This is a genomic window from Actinoplanes sp. NPDC024001, from assembly GCF_040638955.1.
In the GTDB taxonomy this organism is placed as follows: Bacteria; Actinomycetota; Actinomycetes; order Mycobacteriales; family Micromonosporaceae; genus Actinoplanes.
This window is the reverse complement of sequence record NZ_JBEZZB010000100.1, coordinates 9786-29706: the sequence shown is the minus strand read 5'-3', so window position 1 is coordinate 29706 and position 19921 is coordinate 9786. Positions and strand designations below refer to the sequence as shown.

Genomic DNA, 19921 nt, shown 5'->3' with positions numbered 1-19921 from the left:
CCCGGCCACCGTGCAGGAGGAGATCCTGTGCGCGGTGTTCGCCGAGGTCCTGGGCCTGCAGCGGGTCGGCGTCGACGACGACTTCTTCCGCCTCGGCGGCCACTCCCTGCTCGCCGTGCGGCTGGTGTCGCGGGTGCGGGCGGTGCTCGATGTCGAGCTGCCACTGCGGACGATGTTCGAGACGCCCACGGTGGCCGGCCTGGCCGCCTGGCTGGCCGGGGCGAATCCCGGCCGCGCCCGGCCGGCCCTGCGGGCGGGGGAGCGGGCGGAACGGCCGGTGCTGTCGTTCGCCCAGCAGCGACTGTGGTTCCTCAGCCAGCTGGAGGGCCCGAGCCCGCTCTACAACATCCCGACGGTGGTCCGGCTGGGCGCCGGACTCGACGTCGACGCCCTCGAGGCGGCGTTGCGGGACGTGATCGGCCGCCACGAGTCGCTGCGGACGGTGTTCGCGGTGGCGGGCGGTGAGCCGTACCAAAAGATTCTGGATCTTGATCTGGTTGGTCCGATCCTGCAGGTCCGCGCGGTCGGCGCGGACGAGCTGGACCGGGTGGCGGCCGAGGCGACCCGGTACGCCTTCGACCTCGCCGCCGAGATCCCGGTCCGGGCGTGGCTGTTCCGGACCGATGCGGACGAGTCCGTGCTGGTCCTCGTGGTGCACCACATCGCCAGCGACGGCTGGTCGATGGCCCCGCTGACCCGGGACCTGTCCACCGCCTACGAGGCCAGGATGCAGGGTGCGGCCCCGGTCTGGCAGCCGCTGCCGGTGCAATACGCCGACTACGCGGCGTGGCAGCGCGAGCTGCTGGGCTCGGAGTCGGACCCGGAGAGTCTGCTGTCGGCGCAGGTCGGCTACTGGCGCGAAACCCTGGCCGGGGCGCCGGAGGAACTGGCGCTGCCGACCGACCGGCAGCGTCCGGCGGTGGCCTCGCACCGCGGGCACCAGCTTCCGCTGCGGGTGCCGGCCGAGGTGCACCAGCGGCTCGCCGAGCTGGCCCAGGCCGAGGGTGTCACCACGTTCATGGTGCTGCAGGCGGCCTTCGCCGTGCTGCTGTCGCGGCTCGGCGCCGGCACCGACATCCCGGTCGGCTTCCCGATCGCCGGACGCAACGACGAAGCCCTCGACGATCTGGTCGGATTCTTCGTCAACACCATGATCTTGCGTACGGACCTGTCCGGCGACCCCACGTTCGCCGAAGTTCTGGGCCGGGTGCGGCACACCAGTCTGGAGGCGCTGGAGCACCAGGACGTGCCGTTCGAGCGGCTGGTGGAGGAACTCGCCCCGGTCCGGTCGATGTCGCGTCACCCGCTGTTCCAGGTGATGCTGACCCTGCAGAACCTGGAGCGCGGCACGGCGGCCCAGGGCGACGCCGGCAGCACCCTGAGCACCACCGCGCGGTTCGACCTCGAAGTGACCGCGGTCGAAACCTTCGACGCCGAGGGCCGGCCCGCCGGGCTGCACGGTGTGGTCGCCGCATCGGCGGATCTGTTCGAGGTGTCGAGCGCGCAGCGGTTGGCGCAGCGGTTCGTGCGGGTGCTGGCGGCGGTGACCGCGGACCCGCAGCTGCGGCTGCGCGCGGTCGATGTCCTGGACGCCGACGAGCGTGAGCAGGTCGTCGTCGCGTGGAACGCGGCGGGCACGGATTCGGTCGACGCCACGGTCGTGGAGTTGATCGAGCGACAGGTGGCAGCCACCCCTGACGCGGTCGCGGTCGTCGCGGACGGTGTCCAGCTGTCCTACCGGGACCTCGACGCGGCGGCGAACCAGGTGGCCCGGTATCTGCGCGGGCAGGGTGTGGGCGCCGGGTCGATGGTCGCGGTGGCGATGGACCGTGGCGCCGGCCTGGTGGTGGCGCTGCTCGGAATCTGGAAGGCCGGCGCCGCGTATCTGCCGGTGGACCCGCAGTATCCGGTGCAACGGGTCGCGTTCATGCTCGCCGACGCCGATGTGGCGGGCGTGCTGGTGTCGGCGTCGTGTGAGGCGCTGATCGGTGAGGCGTCGGCAGGCCGGCCGGTGCCGGTGACGGTCCTCGACGACCCGGCCACGGTGGCCGAGCTGGCCGGTCTGGACAGCGGGCCGCTGGCGGGTCCCGGTCTGGGTGATCGGGCGTATGTGATTTACACGTCCGGGTCGACGGGTGCGCCGAAGGGGGTGGCGGTCAGCCACCGCAACGTGGCCAGCCTGTTCGCGTCGACGGATCAGGACTTCGCCTTCACGGCGGATGACGTGTGGTCGTGTTTCCACTCGTTCGCGTTCGACTTCTCGGTGTGGGAGTTGTGGGGCGCGCTGGTCCACGGGGCCCGGGTGGTGGTGGTGTCCTACGAGGTTTCCCGGTCGCCGCAGGATTTCGCCCAGCTGATCGGGCGGGAGCGGGTGACGGTGCTGAGCCAGACCCCGTCGGCGTTCTACCAGCTCCTCGCGGTGGACGGCTTCGTGCCGGGCGGGTTGCGGTATGTGGTGTTCGGTGGTGAGGCGCTGGACCCGGCCCAGCTCGACAGTTGGTGGTCGCGGAATCCGGGTGCGGCGCGGCTGGTGAACATGTACGGCATCACCGAGACCACGGTGCACGTCACCTTCCGCGAGCTCGGTGCGGACGACACCAGTAGTGACAGTGTGATCGGCCGGGCCATCCCGGGCTGGCGCGCCTATGTCCTCGACGACGGTCTGTCGCCGGTGGCACCGGGTGTGGTCGGCGAGCTGTATGTCGCCGGCGCGGGGGTGACCGACGGTTATGTGGGGCGCCCGGAGCTGACCGGGCAACGGTTTGTGGCGTCGCCGTTCGGGTCCGGTGAGCGGATGTATCGCACCGGTGACCTGGCGAAGTGGACCGCTGGTGGGCAGTTGGTGTTCGCGGGCCGGGCGGATGAGCAGGTGAAGATCCGCGGGTTCCGGATCGAGCTGGGTGAGATCGACGCGGTCCTGCGGGCCCATCCGCAGATTGCGCAGGTGGCGGTGATCGCCCGGGAAGACGTGCCGGGAGACAAGCGACTGGTCGCCTACGTCGTGCCGGCCGACACCGACACCGACCTGGACGGGCTGCAGGACTTCGCCGGACAGCGACTGCCGGAATACATGGTGCCCTCCGCGGTCGTGGTGCTGGACCGGTTGCCGCTGACGGTGAACGGCAAGCTGGACCGCAAGGCGCTGCCGGCCCCTCAGTACGAAGCAGGCGCGGGCCGAGGACCGGTGACGGTGCAGGAGGAGATCCTGTGCGCGGTGTTCGCCGAGACCCTGGGCGTGGAGCGGGTCGGCGTCGACGACGACTTCTTCCGGCTCGGCGGGCACTCACTGCTCGCGGTGCGGCTGGTGGAACGCCTGCGGGACCGGGGCGTCGCGGTGTCGGTGCGGGCGCTGTTCGAGACGCCGACCGTGGCCGGACTGGCCCGGGCGGCCTCGGCGACCGTGGTCGAGGTCCCGGACAACCTGATCCCCGAGGGCGCGCAGCACATCACGGCGGACATGCTGCCGCTGGTCCAGTTCACCGACGCCGACGTGGAGCGCGTTGTCGCCGGTGTCGACGGTGGCGCGGCGAACGTGGCCGACGTCTATCCGCTCGCGCCGCTGCAGGAGGGTCTGCTGTTCCACCACCTGATGGCGGAGGGTGGTGCTGACCCGTACGTGCCGGTGTGGGTGTTCGAGTTCGACAGCCGGGAGCGGCTTGACGGGTTCACCCGGGCGTTGCAGCAGGTCGTCGACCGGCACGACATCTACCGCACCGGTGTGGTGTGGGACGGGCTGCCCGAGCCGGTCCAGGTGGTCTGGCGCACCGTGGTGCTGCCGGTGACCATCCACGTGCTGGAAGCCGGCCACCCCGACCCGGCGAAGCAGCTGATCGAGCTGGTCGGGACGGGGATGGACCTGAACCGGCCGCCGCTGATGGACGTGCACGCCGCCCAGGTCGGCGACGGCTGGCTGGGACTGCTGCGGGTGCATCACATGCTGCAGGACCACCAGGGGCTGGACGTCCTGATGGCGGAGCTGCGGGCGATCCTGACCGGACGGGTGGAGGAACTGGCGCCGGCGCTGCCGTTCCGCAACTTCGTCGCCCAGGCGCGCAGCGTGCCGCGGGAGGAGCACGAGCGGTTCTTCACTGAGCTTCTCGGCGACGTGACGGAGCCGACCGCGCCGTACGGGCTGATGGATGTTCGCGGTGACGGCAGCGGGTCGTCGACTGCCGAGATGCCGGTGCGGGGTGAGGTGGTCGACCGGCTGCGGGAGGTGTCCCGCCAGCTCGGCGTGAGCACGGCGACCGTGTTGCACGTGGCGTGGGCGCGGGTGGTGTCGGTGCTGTCCGGCCGCGATGACGTGGTGTTCGGCACGGTGCTGTTCGGCCGGATGAACGGCGGGGCGGGTGCGGACCGGGTGGTGGGTCCGTTCATCAACACGCTGCCGGTGCGGGTGCGTACCGATGGGGTGGGGGTTCGTGCCGCGGTGGAGGAGATGCGGGCGCAACTGGCCGCATTGCTGGAGCATGAGCATGCGCCGCTCGCGGTGGCGCAGCAGGCGAGCGGGATCGCGGAGAACACGCCGCTGTTCACCTCGCTGTTCAACTACCGGCACATCGCGCAGGGTCCCGCCGGACGCGCCGCCGAGAGCAACCGGGGATCGGGAGGCATTCGGGGCGTCTCCTCGAAGGAGCGGACGAACTACCCGCTGACGGTGTCGGTCAACGACCTGGACGCCGGTGGGCTGACGGTGAGTGTGGAGCTGGCCGGTGCGGTCGATCCGCGCGAGGTGGGGCAGCTGCTCTGCACGGCGGTCGATGATCTGGTCGCCGCTCTGACGGATGGTCCGGAGACTCCGGTCGGTGCCGTGCGGGTGCTGAATGCGGACCTGCGCGAGCAGATGCTCATGGGGTGGAACGACACGGCGGCCGAGGTTGGCGAGGCGTCCGTGGTGGAGCTGTTCGCCCGGCGGGTGGCAGAGTCGCCGGACGCGGTTGCGGTGGTGTTCGACGGTGTCGAGCTGTCCTACCAGGAGCTGGACGCTGCCGCCAACGGCCTGGCGCAGGAGCTGCTGGACCGGGGTGTCGGTGCGGAGTCGGTTGTCGGTTTGTGCCTGCCGCGTGGTGCGGAGCTGATCATCGCGATCGTGGCGGTGTGGAAGGCCGGTGCTGCGTATGTGCCGGTGGATCCGAGCCTGCCGGCGGAGCGGGCGGAGTTCATGCTGGCGGACGCCGGGGTGAGCGTGGTGGTCGGTAACCGCGATGGTTCGGTGGTGCGGCTGGATGATGTGCAGCCCTCGGACGTGCCGGTGGCGGTGCCGGTGGACGCTGCCGGTCTGGCCTACGTGATCTACACGTCGGGGTCGACGGGTGTGCCGAAGGGTGTGGCGGTCACCCATGGTTCGCTGGCGAATCTGGTGTCGGTGTTCGGGCCGTTGTTGGGTGCGGCGCCGGGTGTGGAGATGTTGCAGTTCGCGGCGTTCAGCTTCGACGCGTCGGTTTTGGACGTGGCGGTGGCGTTGGCGTCGGGCGCGACGTTGGTGATCGCCAGTGCTGAGCAGCGGGAGCAGCCGAAACTGCTGCGGGAGCTGACCGGGTTGCGGGCGGCGAGTGTGGTGCCGTCGCTGCTGGAGGTGCTGGACCCGATTGATCTGGTGTCGGTCGAGGCTTTGGTGGTCGGTTCCGAGGCGGTCAGCGAGGCGGTGGCCCGAGCCTGGGCGCCGGGTCGCCGGATGGTGCACGCGTATGGGCCGACCGAGACGACGGTGATCGTCGCGACCCATGTGGTGGATGGTCGGGATGGTCAGCTGCCGATCGGTGGACCGATCGCGAACACCCGTCTGTATGTGCTGGATGAGGCGTTGGAGCCGGTCCCGGTCGGGGTGACGGGTGAGCTTTACATTGCCGGGTCCGCGCTGGCGCGCGGGTATGTGGGCCGGCCGGGTCTGACCGGTGAGCGGTTTGTCGCCTGTCCGTTCGCTTCGGGTGAGCGGATGTATCGCACTGGTGACCTGGTCAAGCGGGCGGCGGACGGGCAGCTGTTGTTCGTGGGCCGCGCGGACGAGCAGGTCAAGATTCGTGGCTTCCGGATCGAGCCCGGCGAGATCGAGGCGGTGCTGCAGGCGCACCCGCAGGTGGCGCAGGTGGCGGTGATCGCTCGCGAGGACGTGCCGGGTGACAAGCGGCTGGTCGCCTACGTGGTGCCGGTCGACGGTGAAGTGTCCGGGCTGCGGGAGTTCGCCGGGCAGCGGTTGCCGGAGTACATGGTGCCGTCCGCGGTGGTGGTCCTGGACCGGCTGCCGCTGACCGCTAACGACAAGCTGGACCGGCGGGCACTGCCGGCGCCGGAGTACGCGACGGGTTCGGGTCGGGCTCCGTCGTCGGTGCAGGAGGAGATCCTGTGCTCGGTGTTCGCCGAGGCTCTCGGTGTGGAGCGGGTCGGCGTCGATGACGACTTCTTCCGTCTGGGTGGGCATTCGCTGCTCGCGGTGCGGCTGGTGTCGCGGGTGCGGGCCGTGCTCGGTGTGGAGTTGCCGCTGCGGATCCTGTTCGACACTCCGACCGTGGCCGGTCTGGCGGCCTGGCTGGCCGGGGCCAATGCCGGCCGGGCCCGGCTGGCGCTGCGGGCGGGGGAGCGGGCGGAGCGGCCGGTGCTGTCGTTCGCGCAGCAGCGGCTGTGGTTCCTCGGTCAACTGGAGGGCCCGAGCCCGGTCTACAACATCCCCACCGTGGTCCGGCTCGGCGCCGACCTCGACGTGGACGCCCTGGACGCGGCGCTGCGCGACGTGATCGGCCGCCACGAGTCGCTGCGGACCGTGTTCGCGGTGGCCGACGGCGAGCCGTACCAGAAGATTTTGAACCTTGATGAGGTGGCTTCCGTCCTCGAGGTCCGCGCGGTGGGTGCGAACGAGCTGGACGACGCGGTGGCCGCGGCGACCGGGCACGCGTTCGACCTGGCCACGGAGCTGCCGATCCGGGCGCTGCTGTTCCGTACCGATGCGGACGAGTCCGTGCTGGTCCTCGTGGTGCATCACATCGCGAGTGACGGCTGGTCGATGGCGCCGCTGGGCCGGGACCTGTCGATCGCCTACGAGGCGCGGCTGCGCGGCGAGGCGCCGGTCTGGGAGCCGTTGCCGGTGCAGTACGCCGACTATGCGGTGTGGCAGCGCGAGCTGCTGGGGTCCGAGTCGGATCCGCAGAGTCTGCTGTCGGCGCAGGTCGAGTATTGGCGGGAGGCGCTGGCCGGCATCCCGGAGGAACTTGCTCTGCCGGCCGATCGGCAGCGTCCCGCGGTCGCTTCGCATCGCGGGTATCAGGTGCCGTTGCAGGTGCCGGCCGAGGTGCACCAGCGCCTCGCCGAGCTGGCCCGGGCGGAGGGCGTCACCACGTTCATGGTGCTGCAGGCCGCGCTCGCGGTCCTGCTGTCGCGGCTCGGCGCGGGCAACGACATCCCGATCGGCTCGGCGGTCGCCGGCCGCACCGATGAAGCCTTGCGCGATCTGGTCGGGTTCTTCATCAACACCCTGGTGATCCGCACCGACCTGGCCGGAGACCCGACGTTCACCGAGGTGCTGGGCCGGGTGCGGCAGACCAGCCTGGACGCGCTGGAGCATCAGGACGTGCCGTTCGAGCGGCTGGTGGAGGAACTCGCCCCGGTCCGGTCGATGTCGCGTCACCCGTTGTTCCAGGTGATGCTGACCCTGCAGAACCTGGAACGCGGCACGGTCAGCCTTCCGCAGGCCGAGTCGACGGCCGGAAATGGTCAGCGGCCGGCCGGTGTGCTGAGCACCACCGCGCGGTTCGACCTGGACGTGACCGCGGTCGAGGTCTTCGACAACGACGGCCGGCCGGCCGGGCTGCACGGCACGCTGATCGCTTCCGCGGACCTGTTCGACGAGACGACCACGGAACGGTTCGCGGACTGGTACCTGCGGGTGCTGGAGACGGTGACGGCGGCCGCGCAGGTGCGGTTGCACGAGGTCGACCTCCTCGACGCTGACGTGCGGGAGCAGGTGCTGCTGGGGTGGAACGACACGGCGGCCGAGGTGGCCGATGCTTCGGTGGTGGAGTTGTTCGCCCGGCAGGTGGCGACCTCACCGGAGGCGATCGCCGTGGCAGCCGACGGTGTTGAGGTTTCGTACCGGGAGCTGGACGCGGCGGCCAACAGCCTGGCGCAGCACCTGGTCGAGCAGGGGATCGGCGCGGAGTCGGTGGTCGGCCTGTGTCTGCCGCGTGGCGTCGAGTTGGTGACCGCGATCGTGGCGGTGTGGAAGGCGGGTGCGGCGTATCTGCCGGTGGACCCGGGCCTGCCGGCGGATCGGGTGGAGTTCATGCTGGCGGACGCCGGGGCCAGCGTGGTCCTGGCGCGTCGTGACGTGCCGGTCAGCGCTGCGGGTGTGTCGGTGGTCTGGCTGGACGAGGTGCAGCCGTCGGATGCGGCGGTTGCGGTGCCGGTGGATGCGGCCGGTCTGGCGTATGTGATCTACACGTCCGGGTCGACGGGTGTGCCGAAGGGTGTGGCGGTCTCGCAGGGTTCGCTGGCGAACCTGGTGTCGGTCTTCGGGCCCCTGTTGGGTGCGGCGCCGGGTGTGCGGATGTTGCAGTTCGCGTCGTTCAGTTTCGATGCGTCGGTGTTCGATGTGGCGGTGGCGTTGGCGTCGGGTGCGACGTTGGTGATCGCCGGTGCCGAGCAGCGGGAGCAGCCGAAGCTGCTGCGTGAGCTGGACGGGCTGCGGGCGGCGAGTGTGGTGCCGTCGCTGCTGGAGGTGCTGGACCCGGCGGATCTGGCGTCGGTGGAGACGCTGGTGGTCGGTGCCGAGGCGATCAGTGAGGTGACGGCGCGGGCGTGGTCGGCCGGCCGGCGGTTGGTGAACACGTATGGGCCGACCGAGGCGACGGTGATGGTCGCGGCCGGCCTGGTCGACGGGCAGCGGCAGGGGCCGGTCCCGGCGGGCTCGCCGATCGCGAACACCCGCTTCTACGTCCTGGACGGCGGACTGTCGCCGGTGCCGCCCGGCGTGGCCGGCGAGCTGTACATCGCCGGGGCCGGCCTGGCGCGCGGCTATGTGGGCCGGCCGGGCCTGACCGGTGAGCGGTTCGTGGCGTGTCCGTCGGGTTCGGGCGAGCGGATGTATCGCACCGGTGACCTGGTGAAGTGGACCGCGGACGGGCAGTTGATGTTCGCCGGCCGCGCCGACGAGCAGGTGAAGATCCGCGGGTTCCGGATCGAGCCGGGTGAGGTTGAGGCGGTGCTGCGGGCGCATCCGCAGGTCGCTCAGGTGGCGGTGGTCGCCCGCGAGGACACCCCGGGTGACAAGCGGCTGGTCGCCTATGTGGTGCCGGTCGACGGTGAAGTGTCCGGGCTGCGCGAGTTCGCCGGGCAGCGGCTGCCGGAGTACATGGTGCCCTCGGCTGTCGTGGTGCTGGACCGGCTGCCGCTGACGGTCAACGGCAAGCTGGACCGCAAGGCGCTGCCGGCACCTCAGTACGAAGCGGGCACGGGCCGGGCACCGGCAACTGTGCAGGAGCAGATCCTGTGCGAGGTGTTCGCCGAGCTGCTGGGTCTGGAGCGGGTCGGTGTCGACGACGACTTCTTCCGCCTCGGCGGGCACTCGCTGCTCGCGGTGCGGCTGGTGGAACGCCTGCGGGCCCGCGGTGTCACGGTGTCGGTGCGGGCGCTGTTCGAGACGCCGACGCCGGCCGGGCTGGCCGCGGCGGGGGCGGGTAGCGCTGACGCGATCGTCGTCCCGGACAACCTGATCCCGGCGGGCGCGGACCGGATCACCCCCGACATGCTGCCGCTGGTGACGCTGTCCGAGACCGAGATCGATCAGGTGGTCGCCGGTGTCGACGGTGGCGCGGCGAACGTGGCCGACGTCTATCCGCTCGCGCCGCTGCAGGAAGGTCTGCTGTTCCACCACCTGATGGCCGAGGGCGGCGAGGATCCGTACGTCCTGACCTGGGTGTTCGAGTTCGACAGCCGCGAGCGGCTCGACGGGTTCACCCGGGCGTTGCAGCAGGTCGTCGACCGGCACGACATCTACCGCACCGGTGTGGTGTGGGACGGGCTGCCCGAGCCGGTCCAGGTGGTCTGGCGCAACGCCACCGTCCCCGTGACCACCCACGTCCTGGAGGCCGGCCACCCGGATCCGGCCAAGCAGCTGATCAAGCTGGTCGGGACCGTCATGGACCTGAACCGGCCGCCGCTGATGGACGTGCACGCCGCCCAGGTCGGCGACGGCTGGCTGGGTCTGCTGCGGATGCACCACATGCTCCAGGACCACCAGGGCATGGACGTCCTGATGGCCGAGCTGCGAACCATCCTCACCGGGAGCACCCGCGAGCTGGCGCCGGCGCTGCCGTTCCGCAACTTCGTCGCCCAGGCGCGCAGCGTTCCGCGGGAGGAGCACGAACGGTTCTTCGCCGAGCTGCTCGGCGACGTCACCGAGCCGACCGCGCCGTACGGGCTGATGAACGTCCGCGGGGACGGCACCGAATCCTCCTCGGCCGTGGTGCCGGTGCCGGAAGAGGTCGTGGACCGGCTGCGGGACCTGGCGCGTGAGCTCGGAGTGAGCGCCGCGACGGTGCTGCACGTGGCGTGGGCGCGGGTGGTGTCGGTGCTGTCCGGCCGCGACGACGTGGTGTTCGGGACGGTGCTGTTCGGCCGGATGAACGCGGGTGAAGGCGCCGACCGGGTGGTGGGCCCGTTCATCAACACGCTGCCGGTGCGGGTGCGTACCGGCGGGGTCGGCGTGCGGGCCGCGGTCGAGGACATGCGGGCGCAACTGGCGGCGCTGCTGGAGCACGAACACGCGCCGCTCGCGGTGGCGCAGCAGGCCAGCGGTGTCGCGGACAACACGCCGCTGTTCACGTCGCTGTTCAACTACCGGCACATCACCCACGGTCCCGCCGGGCCGGACGCTGAGGCCAGCCGCGCACCCGACGGCATCCGCAGCGTCTCGACCAGGGAGCGGACGAACTACCCGCTGACCGTCTCGGTCAACGATCTGGACGCCGGCGGGCTGACGCTGGCCGTGGAGGTGGCCGACCCGGTCGACCCGGAGGCGATCGGCCGGCTGCTGTGCACGACGGTGGCGAACCTGGTCGCTTCGCTGGACGGACATGCCGAGGTCCCGGTCGACGCCGTGCCAGTTCTGGACGCCGATGAGCGGGTTCGCCTGCTGTCCGACTGGAACGTCCCGGCCGCCGAGATTCCCGATGTCAGCGTGGTGGAGCGGGTCGCGCGGCGGGTGGCGGCGACGCCGGATGCGGTCGCGGTGGTGGCCGACGGGGTGTCGCTGACCTATCGGGAGCTGGACGCGCGGGCGAATGGTCTGGCCCGGCATCTGGCCGGTCTCAACGTCGGCCCGGGTTCGGCGGTGGGTGTGGTCTTGGAGCGTGGCGCCGACGTGGTGGTGTCCCTGCTCGCAGTCCTGAAGGCCGGCGCCGCATACGTGCCGGTCGACCCGCGATCGCCGGCGCAGCGAGTCGGTGCGGTGCTGGCCGATGCGCACGCCGCGGTGGTGGTGACCTCGGCCGCCTGCGCGCCGCTGGTCCCTGAAGCGGTGCCGACCGTGGTGCTGGACGACCTGACGGACCTGTCGACCGAGCCGTTCGCGGTGAAGGTATCCCCGGACTCGGCGGCGTACATGATCTACACGTCGGGTTCGACCGGCACGCCGAAGGGTGTGGTGGTCACCCACCGCAACGTGCTCGGTCTGCTGGACGCGGCCCGCGACTCCTTCGAGCTGGCCGCGACGGATGTGTGGGCGTGCTTCCACTCCTTCGCCTTCGACGTGTCGGTGTGGGAGCTGTGGGGCGCGCTGGTCCACGGGGCTCGGGTCGTGGTGGTCTCCTACGAGGTCTCCCGCAACCCGCAGGACTTCGCTCAGCTGATCGAGCGTGAGCAGGTGACGGTGCTGAGTCAGACGCCGTCGGCGTTCTACCAGCTGCTGACCGCAGCCCCGACGCCGATCGGCCGGGTCCGGCTGGTGGTCTTTGCGGGCGAGGCGTTGGAACCCGCCCGGGTGTACGGCTGGCTGACCGAGGGCGGTCCGCAGCTGATCAACATGTATGGGATCACCGAGACCACGGTTCACTCGACGATCTGGCAGCTCACCGGCGCTGAGGCGGGCAGTGTGGTGGGTCGTGGCCTGGCCGGCACCTCGCTGTATGTGCTCGACGGTCGGCTGGAGCCGGTGCCGCCGGGTGTGGTCGGTGAACTGTATGTCGCCGGTGTGCAGGTTTCCCGTGGCTACATGGGTCAGCCCGGTCTGTCGGCGAGCCGGTTCGTGGCCTCACCGTTCGGGGTCAGTGAGCGGATGTATCGCTCGGGTGATCTGGCGAAGTGGTCGGCGGACGGGCAGTTGGTGTTCGCCGGCCGCGCGGACCAGCAGGTGAAGATCCGTGGTTTCCGGATCGAGCCGGGCGAGGTCGAGGCGGTGCTGCAGGACCACCCGCAGGTGGAGCAGGTCGCGGTGGTGGCCCGCGAGGACACCCCGGGCGACAAGCGGCTGGTGGCCTACGTGGTGCCGGAGGTTTCCGGGCTGCGGGAGTTCGCCGCTCAACGCCTGCCGGAGTACATGGTGCCCTCGGCGATCGTGGTCCTGGACCGGCTGCCGCTGACGGTCAACGGCAAGCTGGACCGGCGGGCACTGCCGGTCCCGGAGTACGAGGCTGGTGCGGGCCGGGCCCCGGCCACCGCGCGGGAGGAGATCCTCTGTGCGGTGTTCGCCGAGGTGCTGGGTCTGGAGCGGGTCGGTGTCGACGACGACTTCTTCCGCCTCGGCGGCCACTCGCTGCTCGCGGTGCGGCTGGTGTCGCGGGTGCGGGCGGTGCTCGGCGTCGAGCTGCCGCTGCGGCTGCTGTTCGAGGCGCCCACCGTCAGCAGGCTGGCCGCCTGCCTGACCGGCGAGGCCGTCGGCCGGGCCCGGCCGGCCCTGCGGGCGGGGGAGCGGGCGGAACGACCGGTGCTGTCATTCGCCCAGCAGCGACTGTGGTTCCTCAGCCAACTGGACGGCCCGAGCCCGCTCTACAACCTGCCCTTCGTGGTGCGGTGGGACGCCGCAGTGGACGTGCCGGCGCTGCACGCGGCGCTGCGGGACGTCCTCGGCCGCCACGAGTCGCTGCGGACGGTGTTCGCGGTGGCGGACGGCGAGCCGTACCAAAAGATCTTGAATCTTGAAGAGGTGGCCTCCGTGCTGGAGGTCCGCGCGGTGGCCGCCGACGAGCTGGACCGCGCAGTGGCCGAGGCGAGCGGGTACGCCTTCGACCTCGCCGCCGAGGTGCCCGTCCGGGCCTGGCTGTTCCAGACCGGAACGGAGTCCGTGCTGGTGCTGGTGGTGCACCACATCGCCAGTGACGGCTGGTCGATGGCCCCGCTGAGCCGGGACCTGTCGGCCGCCTACGCGGCCAGGCAGCGCGGTGAAGCGCCGGTCTGGGAGCCGCTGCCGGTGCAGTACGCCGACTACGCCGTGTGGCAGCGCGAGCTGCTGGGCTCGGAGTCGGACCCGGAGAGTCTGCTGTCCGCGCAGGTCGGCTACTGGCGCGAAACCCTGGCCGGGGCGCCGGAGGAGCTGACACTGCCGACGAACTTCTCCCGCCCGGCGGTGGCCTCGCACCGCGGCCTCCAGGTGCCGTTGCGGGTGCCGGCCGAGGTGCACCAGCGCCTCGCCGAACTGGCCCGGACCGAAGGCGTCACCGCCTTCATGGTGTTGCAGGCCGCGTTCGCGGTGCTGCTGTCGCGGCTCGGCGCCGGCACCGACATCCCGGTCGGGTTCCCGGTCGCCGGCCGCAACGACGAAGCCCTGGACGACCTGGTCGGGTTCTTCGTCAACACCCTCGTCATCCGCACCGACCTGTCCGAGGACCCGACGTTCACCGAGCTGCTCAGCCGGGTACGCCGGGCCGGCCTGGACGCCCTGGAGCACCAGGACGTGCCGTTCGAACGGCTGGTCGAGGAACTCACCCCGACCCGGTCGATGTCGCGGCACCCGCTGTTCCAGGTGATGCTGACCCTGCAGAACCTGGAACGCGGCACCGCGCCGGCCGACACCGACGACGAGCTGCCGGACGGGGTGGACAGCGCCACGGCGCGGTTCGACCTGGAGGTGACCGCGGTCGAGATGTTCGACGGGCACGGCCAGCCGGCCGGGCTGCGGGGCGTGGTGATGGTGTCCGCCGACCTGTTCGACGAGTCGAGCGTGGTGCGGATCGCCGAGTGGTTCGTGCGGGTGCTGGAAGCGGTGACCGCCGCGCCCGGAACCCGTCTGCACGAGGTCGACCTTCTCGGCGCGGATCTGCGTGAGCAGGTGCTGGCGGGGTGGAACGACACGGCGGTCGAGGTGGTGGATGCCTCGGTGGTGGAGTTGTTCGAGCGGCAGGTGGCGGCGTCTCCGGATGCGGTGGCGGTGATCGCGGATGGGGTGGAGTGGTCGTATCGAGAGTTGGATGCGGCGGCGAACCGGGTGGCGCGGTATCTGATCGGTCAGGGCGTCGGTGCTGAGTCGGTGGTCGCGGTGGTGATGGACCGCGGCGTCGAGGTGGTGGCGTCGTTGCTGGGGGTGTGGAAGGCGGGGGCGGCGTATCTGCCGATCGATCCGGATCTGCCGGCGCAGCGGATCGAGTTCATGGTGGCCGACAGCGGTGCCGCGCATGTGCTCAGCTCGCCGGTCGGTGATGACGACCGTCCGCTGTCGGGCCGTCAGACGGCGGACAGCGCGGCGTATGTGATTTACACGTCTGGATCCACCGGCACGCCGAAGGGTGTGGTGGTGCCGGTCGGGGCGCTGGTCAACTTCCTGGCCGACATGTGTGCCCGGGTGGCGATGACCCCGGCGGATCGGTTGCTGGCGGTGACCACGGTCGGGTTCGACATCGCGGCGCTGGAGTTGTTCGTGCCGCTGCTCAGCGGTGCCGCAGTGGTGGTGGCCGGCCGGGATGTGGTGCACGATCCGGCGCGGCTGCGGGCGCTCATCGATGAGGCCGGGGTGTCGGTGATGCAGGCGACGCCGACGTTGTGGCAGTCCCTGCTGGCCGAGCAGCCGGATCTGGTCGCCGGGCTGACGGTGCTGGTCGGTGGTGAGGCGTTGCCGCCGGAGGTCGCGCGGGCGCTGACCGCGGGTGCGCGGCGGGTGACGAACGTGTACGGGCCGACGGAGACCACGATCTGGTCGACGGCGTCGGAGGTGGTGGATGCCGGTGTGGTGTCGATCGGCCGGCCGATCGCGAACACGCAGGTGTTCGTGCTGGACGGCTTCCTGCAGCCGGTTCCGCCGGGTGTGGCGGGTGACCTGTATATCGCGGGTGCGGGTGTGGCGCGCGGGTATGCGGGCCGGGCCGGGTTGACGGCGCACCGGTTTGTGGCGTCGCCGTTCGCGTTCGGTGAGCGGATGTATCGGACCGGGGATGTGGCGCGGTGGGCGCCGGACGGGACGTTGGACTTCCTGGGCCGCGTTGATGATCAGGTGAAGATTCGGGGTTTCCGGATCGAGCCGGGTGAGATCGCGACGGTGTTGCTGACCGATCCGCGGGTCGCGCAGGCGGTGGTCGTGGTGCGGGAGGATGTGCCGGGCGACAAACGCCTGGTCGCCTACGTGGTTGCGGCCGATGCGCAGGCTGAGATGGCCGGGCTGCGGGAGTTCGTCGGGCAGCGGCTGCCGGACTACATGGTGCCCTCGGCGGTGGTGCTGGTGGAGCAGTTGCCGTGGAACGTCAACGGCAAACTCGACCGCAAAGCCCTCCCCGCCCCCGAATACGAGACGGGCGCCGGCCGTGCCCCGGCGACCGAGCGGGAGGAAATCCTGTGCGCGGTGTTCGCCGAGGTTCTTGGTTTCGACCGGGTCGGCGTCGACGATGACTTCTTCCGGCTCGGCGGGCACTCGCTGCTCGCGGTGCGACTGGTGGAACGCCTGCGGGCCCGGGGCGTGACCGTGTCGGTGCGGGCGCTGTTCGAGACCCCCACACCGGCCGGGCTGGCCGCGGCGGGGACCGGCGGAACCGGCAGGATCGTCGTTCCGGACAACCTGATCCCGGAGAACGCGCAGCACATCACCGCGGACATGCTGCCGCTGGTCGAGCTGTCCGAGGCCGACGTCGAGCGGGTGGTCGCGGGCGTCGAGGGCGGCGCGGCGAACGTGGCCGACGTCTATCCCCTCGCGCCGCTGCAGGAAGGTCTGCTGTTCCACCACCTGATGGCCGAGGGCGGCGAGGACCCGTACGTGTCGACGTGGGTCATGCGGTTCGACTCGCGGGCCCGGCTCGACGGATTCACCCAGGCCTTGCAGCAGGTCGTCGACCGGCACGACATCTACCGCACCGGCGTGGTGTGGGAGGAACTGCCCGAGCCCCTGCAGGTGGTCTGGCGCAACGCCACGGTGCCGGTCACGACGGTCGCCCTCGACGGTACCCACCCGGACCCGGCGCAACAGTTGATCGAGCTGGTCGGCACGGCGATGGACCTCAACCGGCCGCCGCTGATGGACGTGCACGCAGCGCAGGTCGGCGACGGCTGGCTGGGCCTGCTGCGGATGCACCACATGCTCCAGGACCACCAGGGCATGGACGTGCTGAAGCAGGAGGTGCAGGCCATCCTCGACGGGCGCGGCGACCAGCTGGCGCCGGCGCTGCCGTTCCGCAACTTCGTCGCCCAGGCGCGCAGCGTCCCGCGGGAGGAACACGAGCGGTTCTTCGCCGAACTGCTCGGCGACGTCACCGAGCCGACCGCGCCGTACGGATTGATGGACGTCCGCAATGACGGCGCCGAGACGCTGGGCGGATCGGTGCCGGTGCCGGCCGACGTGGTGGACCGGCTGCGGGAGGTGTCGCGGCGGCTCGGCGTCAGTACCGCGACGGTGTTGCACGTGGCGTGGGCCCGGGTGGTGTCGGTGCTGTCCGGCCGCGACGACGTGGTGTTCGGCACGGTGCTGTTCGGCCGGATGAACGCCGGTGAGGGCGCCGACCGGGTGGTGGGCCCGTTCATCAACACGCTGCCGGTGCGGGTGCGTACCGACGGGGTCGGGGTCCGGGCCGCGGTCGAGCAGATGCGGGCGCAACTGGCCGCGCTGCTGGAGCACGAGCACGCGCCGCTCGCGGTGGCGCAGCAGGCCAGCGGGATCGCCGACAACACGCCGCTGTTCACCTCCCTGTTCAACTACCGCTTCATCCCGGGCCAGAGGCCGGAGGAGCCCCGTGAGCAGCCGGTGGAGGGCATCCGCAGCGTCTTCTCCAAGGTCAGCAACAACTATCCGCTGACGCTGTCGGTCAACGACCGGGACGGCAACGAACTGAGCGTGACGGTCCTCGCCGTCACGCCGGTCGACCCGCACGCCGTCGGGCGGCTGCTGTGCACCGCCGTCGAGAACATCGTCGCGGCGCTGGACGGCACCGGCAGCGACATCCCGGTCAGCTCGGTCCCGGTGCTCGACGCCGAGCACCGCGAGCTGGTCGTGACCGGCTGGAACGACACGGCCGCCGAGCTGCCGGAGCAGCTGCTGCCGGCCCGCTTCACGGCGCAGGTGGCGCGGACTCCGGAGGCGGTCGCGCTGGTGGCCGACGGGGTGGAGGTGTCGTACCGGGAGCTGGACGCGGACGCGAACCGGCTGGCGCATCTCCTGCTCGACCGCGGCATCGGCGTCGAGTCGGTGGTCGCCCTGTGCCTGCCTCGCGGCACAGAAATGATCACCGCGATCCTCGCCGTCTGGAAGGTGGGTGCGGCCTACCTGCCGATCGACGCGAAACTCCCGCCGCAGCGCGTCGAATACATGCTGGCCGACGCCGGCGCGAGCCTGGTGCTGGCCCGCCGGGACGGCCTGGAGGACGCCACCGACGGTTTCTCCGATGCGCTGGCCGCCGCGCCGGTGATGTGGCTGGACGATCAGCAGCCGCACGACGAGCATTCCCCGATCGATCCGGCGGTGGCGATGGAGCCGGCCGGTCTGGCGTACGTGATTTATACGTCGGGGTCGACGGGTGTGCCGAAGGGTGTGGCGGTCTCGCACGGTTCGCTGGCGAACTATGTGGTGTCGGTGTCGTCACGGCTGGGCTGGGGTGTGGCCGGGGCGCGGTATGGGTTGTTGCAGCCGCAGGTGACGGATCTGGGTAATACGACGGTGTTCATCAGTTTGGTCTCTGGTGGGCAGTTGCATGTGTTGGACGCGTCGGCGGTGATGGATCCGCGGGCGGTCGCTGATTATCTCGCCGCGCACCGGATTGATTTCGTGAAGGCGGTGCCGTCGCATCTGGCGGCGTTGTCGGCGGGTGCTGGTTTTGAGGCGGTGTTGCCGGCGGGGTCGCTGGTGTTGGGTGGTGAGGCGGCGTCGCCGGAGTGGGTGGATCGGTTGGTGGCGGCGGCCGGGGATCGGCCGGTGTTCAACCATTACGGGCCGACGGAGACCACGATCGGGGTGGCGACGGCACGGCTGTCCGGTGGCGGTGTGGTGCCGGTCGGTTCGCCGATCGCCAATACCCGGTTGTTCGTGCTGGATGAGGCGTTGCAGCCGGTGCCGGTCGGGGTGGCCGGTGAGTTGTATGTCGCCGGTGTCGGGGTGGCGCGCGGTTATGTGGGTCGTGCGGGGCTGACGGCGGAGCGGTTTGTGGCGTCGCCGTTCGTGACCGGTGAGCGGATGTATCGCACGGGTGATCTGGCGCGGTGGACCTGTGATGGTGAGGTTGTCTTCCTGGGCCGGGCCGATGAGCAGGTCAAGGTTCGTGGGTTCCGGGTCGAGTTGGGTGAGATCGCTGCGGTGTTGCGGGCGCATCCGCAGGTGGAGCAGGCGGCGGTGGTGGTCCGTGACGAGCGGCTGGTGGCCTATGTCGTGGCGGACGATGATGAGGTCGCCGGGCTGCGGGAGTATGCGGGGCAGCGGCTGCCGGAGTACATGGTGCCCTCGGCGGTGGTGGTGCTGGATCAGTTGCCGCTGACCAGCGCCGGCAAACTCGACCGCCGCGCCCTACCCGCCCCCGAGCGCCCCGAGGCCCCGGCGGCGGTGACCGACCGCAAGATCGGCCGCACCACCGCGCTGGAGTTCGTCCTCTGCGAGGTGTTCGCCGAGGTTCTCGGGGTGCCGTCGGTCCAACTGGAGGACAACTTCTTCACGCTGGGCGGGCACTCGCTGATGGTGGTCACCCTGATCGCCCGGCTGAAAGCGAGAGGTGTGTCGGTGTCGGCCCGCGACGTGTTCAGCGCGCCGACCGTCGCCGGGCTCGTCGCCCGGCTGAGCTTCACGTCGCTGCGCGGCTCGCTGGACGTCCTGCTGCCGATCCGCACCCAGGGCAGCCGGCCACCGTTCTTCTGCATCCACCCCGGCGGCGGCCTGAGCTGGTGCTACATGCCACTGGCCGGCTTCGTGCCGGCGGACATCCCGCTGTACGGTCTGCAGCCCCGCGGCCTCGACGGGTCGAGCGAGCCGTACGAATCGATGCGGGAGATGGCGGCCGGCTACCTCGAGGAGATCCGCAAGGTGCAGCCCACCGGGCCGTACCACCTGCTCGGCTTCTCGTTCGGCGGGTCGGCCGCGCACGAGATGGCCGTCCAACTGCAAGAGGCGGGGGAGGAGGTGGCCGCCCTCGTGATCATGGATACTTATCCGTTCGTCGAGAAGGAGCCGCCGCCGGACGCCCCGCCGCCGCCCGTCCGGGACCCGGAGGAGGAAATCGATCGAATGGCCGCGCGAGTGCGGGGGGAGACCGCAGCGCTTTTCCGTGATATGTCGAACGAGGAATTGCGGCCGGTGGTCCGGGCCGCTCTGACCAACCTCAATATCCGGCGCGCTCACCAGCACCGGATGTTCGAGAGCGACCTGCTGCTCTTTACGGCGAAGAACTCCCGCGAGGGCGGATCCGGCCGGCATCTGTGGGCGCCGCACATCCGTGGTGAAATCACTCAGATCGACGTCGACTGCGACCATTCGGACCTGGTCGTGCCGGAGACGCTCGGCCAGGTCTGGGCGGCGACGGAGGCCTGGCTGGCGGCCCGGGACTGA

Annotated in this window: 1 protein-coding gene (running past one end of the window); it reads left to right on the top strand. The window is 70.8% G+C overall.

The window, feature by feature from the left end:
• Window positions 1-19921, top strand: partial view of a non-ribosomal peptide synthase/polyketide synthase gene (locus tag AB0F81_RS32115; protein ID WP_360203294.1) — the 3' portion only. It extends 2870 nt beyond the left edge of the window; 19921 of the gene's 22791 nt are visible here — the last part of the coding sequence; its start codon lies off the left edge, out of view; the stop codon is at window positions 19919-19921.